The sequence below is a fragment of the Chamaesiphon polymorphus CCALA 037 genome, assembly GCF_003003845.1.
GTDB lineage: Bacteria > Cyanobacteriota > Cyanobacteriia > Cyanobacteriales > Chamaesiphonaceae > Chamaesiphon > Chamaesiphon polymorphus.
The window spans coordinates 1-2,911 of the sequence record NZ_PVWO01000619.1 but is presented as its reverse complement, the minus strand read 5'-3'; the positions used below and the strand labels follow the sequence as shown (position 1 = coordinate 2,911).

Sequence of the window (2,911 nt, the reverse complement as noted above, 5' to 3'; positions counted from 1 at the left end):
TCTATCGACCTTTAGTTTTTGCTATTTCCCAAAATACTAGGGAACCCATAACCAGTAATCTAGCGGATACTGTTTCAGCGATGCAGTAGCTATAACGAGTAAATGGTATCGACCGTTCGTGTAGCGTCGGCGTTGTCTAATCGGGTAACTCGACTTTCTCAAGTAATATGAATCTTTCTAAAATTTGCCTGTCTGCGATCGCTCTGTTGAGCTGGTCGGCTGCCAATGGTACTTCAGCATTTGCCTTGCCCCCATCGGACATCGTCCAGTATCAATCGCCACAGCAAGAAGTTTTAACCATTAATTTACATTCTGGTTTGGGTACGAATATTAGTTTTAATGCTGTGAATGAGACAGTAGAAACGATGTTTTTAGACAACCAATCCTATGTATCTTTGACTACCGATGGTTGTCTCTCTAAATCCGAAACTCAACCCTGCGCTCCTGGCTCGGCACCTACCCTGGTTCATCTCTCGTTAATCGATGATATCGAACTGCCTGGAGTAGTTCGAGTCAATAAACGAGCGGGACGCAAATCTTTACTAACAGTCGTTACCAATGACGCTCGCAGACAGAAAAAAACCTATGTATTTACGCTCAAACTATTCGGCAAAAACGATCCTCAGCGTCATGTGGCATTAATTCAGATCGTGCCGACAGCACCTAAACCGTTGGCAAAACCTACGCCCAGCACAATCGTTAAAGTTGCAACTGTCGTTCCTCCTAAATCGAAAACTAAACGACAATCTCCAACGATATCTGCACCATATACCCCAGTTGCCACTGCAACAAATACCCCATTTATCCCTGTAAATCTGCGCGTTACTAACAGTCAAAGCATCGATTATTTAAAGACGGGATTTAGATTGGCGATTATGAGAGGTGACTATAAATTTAACAATCCACAATACGAAAGAATTAATAAATTCATCTTGGCATTAAATGGAGGAACCGTTAAGTTGGAATCGGCTCCCGCTTATGGTTTAAATCTGAATTTAGTAGCTAATTTAGTCAGTTTAGGAACGCCATTGCAGTGAGAATAGCTAAATTTAATTCAATCGCCAATACAGTTAGGACAGCCAAATTCAAGGCTACCGCTAAATTCACTTATTTTTCGATTACCACACTAGCCATCATTTTTTACCTAGCAGGAGTAGCAAAAGCCGAGACACCAGCGAATAATAATCCGATCCGAGCTACTTTTTCACAGCTTACGGTTAACTCGATGGCAGCTTCGCCAACGGGAATGAGTGCGGCAATTCCGCCTCAAGCCCAACCGATGTTCGGTGGTTTAACTAGAGTTACCTGCCGAGCTGGGCAAGCACCGTCCACCTGTCTGCCGCTGGGATTTCTCAATACTGCCTTTGGTATCGGCAAATTCACCCCACAAACCGCCGCGAAAGCTGCTGGTAAACCTGCTTTAACTGGCGCGGAAACGCTGGCGACGGCAACTCCGTGGTTGGGCAAGATCGCTGTTAAGGATGCACTAGCGGGCAATCCGAGTTTGGCTGCGGTGTTGCCGCAATCTGCTTTTGTCTCTGGTGGCAGTGGCGGTGGTAAGATCGTCAATCCCAATCTCCAAAGTACTCCATTTGGGAGCGTCGTCGATCTCAAGTCGATTCAGCTCAAGCGGGTGCCGAGTCTGGCAAATACGCCGTTAAATAACTTTGCTGGCATTCAAAAACTTACTACCTCCCAGATTCCGAATATTGGCAACATTGCCTTTGCGAATATGCCTAGCATCACCATCCCTGCGGGTGCGGCTGCGATGAAGATGGATGTGGTTCGCACCCAGGAACGCAATGTTCGACACATGGTGATGAGTGGTTCGGAGCAACAGCCGAATGCCTCCTGCCAGAGTAATTGTGACTATATCGAAACCCATCCTGTCATCGGAATGCCTTATCTCAAAGGCGCGCGGATAATTTCTGGTGACAGTCTTCAAGTGCGCGGTGGCAAAGGTTTACTCGCATGGGTAAATGGTGGCAAGGAACCGACTGGCATCCATTTTTCGGGGATGAAATTTGTCGTTCGCAATGTTAACGCCAAGCAAGGAACGGCGACGGTAAACCTCAATTTTCGGAGCTGCTTCTATGCTTTTGGCGAACACTGTACGCCCTATTTTATCGGCTTTCCACTCTGGCAATTGAGCGAACGCCGCAATAGTTTTCCGTTGATTACTACTGATGCGAGTGTGGTGCGGTTGATTCGGTTGCAGAAGTAGGAGAGTGGGGGTGTGGGGGTGTCGGGTGTGGCTGATTCGGTTTCCCTCGTTTATACAGTGACTTGCTTGTGACTTTCGATCGCTGCTGCTCTTCTTTTTCCTTGCTCTTCAGGAGAAATCCATTCAAAAACAAGATCGTTTTCCTGGAATTTCATCCGCTCTGTATGTTCTTTTTCACCCGAAAGAAACATCATCGGAATGCCATCAGGAAAGGCTGTGCAATTGCCGTCGAACTGGTAGTATTTACAGATTGGGCATCCAATTTTACTCATAATTCTGTTACCTCATATATTGCAATTTGCCTGCAATCGAAGATAATCACCAGGATTCGATTGCCACCGATTTCTACTGCATCAAACCCCTGAGAAATCAACAATTTTGTTACCGTTTTTGATTGAAGGTTGTCTGCTGGAATATCATTCTCTTGCAAGAAGCTTTCAAAATCAATGCTATCGGTAAATTTCTTCGGCTTACGCACCATAACTTTAGCTGAAACAAGAGCAGGTCGATCTGCTTGATTGGCGTAATCGATTCCTGTTTGTTTGGAGAAAGCAAGATAGAAACCGTCCCCATAGCTGTTGACTGATTCAGACTCTAGCCTAGCTCCTCTGGATGTCAACCCTGCAAGATTCTCAGCATCCGTGCCGTGATAGAAGTCTCGATCCCCATAGTAACTATCTCTAGTAT

General features: G+C 45.7%; 4 protein-coding genes. 2 read left to right on the top strand and 2 right to left on the bottom strand.

Translation table 11 applies throughout. The features are described 5' to 3' along the window. Positions 1–167: 167 nt before the first annotated feature. The gene (locus C7B77_RS27290; RefSeq protein WP_106312446.1) at positions 168–1,037 is read left to right on the top strand and encodes a hypothetical protein; all 870 of its coding nucleotides are present in this window, start codon (positions 168–170) and stop codon (positions 1,035–1,037) included. After that, the gene (locus C7B77_RS27285; protein ID WP_106312444.1) at positions 1,034–2,224 is read left to right on the top strand and encodes a hypothetical protein; all 1,191 of its coding nucleotides are present in this window, start codon (positions 1,034–1,036) and stop codon (positions 2,222–2,224) included. Before C7B77_RS27290 ends, C7B77_RS27285 begins: the two co-directional genes overlap by 4 nt. 50 nt (positions 2,225–2,274) lie before the next feature. On the opposite strand, the gene C7B77_RS27280 is transcribed toward C7B77_RS27285, so the two are convergent. Next, entirely contained in the window at positions 2,275–2,496 is a 222-nt protein-coding gene (locus C7B77_RS27280) for a hypothetical protein (RefSeq protein WP_106312441.1), read from the bottom strand. Continuing rightward, on the bottom strand, positions 2,493–2,911 hold a 419-nt coding region (locus C7B77_RS27275), incomplete at its 5' end, for a hypothetical protein (RefSeq protein ID WP_219892301.1). The genes C7B77_RS27275 and C7B77_RS27280, both read right to left, overlap by 4 nt.

What these genes read in the sequence shown, in the direction of transcription:
- C7B77_RS27290 (WP_106312446.1), top strand. Translation starts at nt 168, where the DNA reads ATGAATCTTTCTAAAATTTGCCTGTCTGCGATCGCTCTGTTGAGCTGG.
- C7B77_RS27280 (WP_106312441.1), bottom strand. Translation starts at nt 2,496, where the DNA reads ATGAGTAAAATTGGATGCCCAATCTGTAAATACTACCAGTTCGACGGC.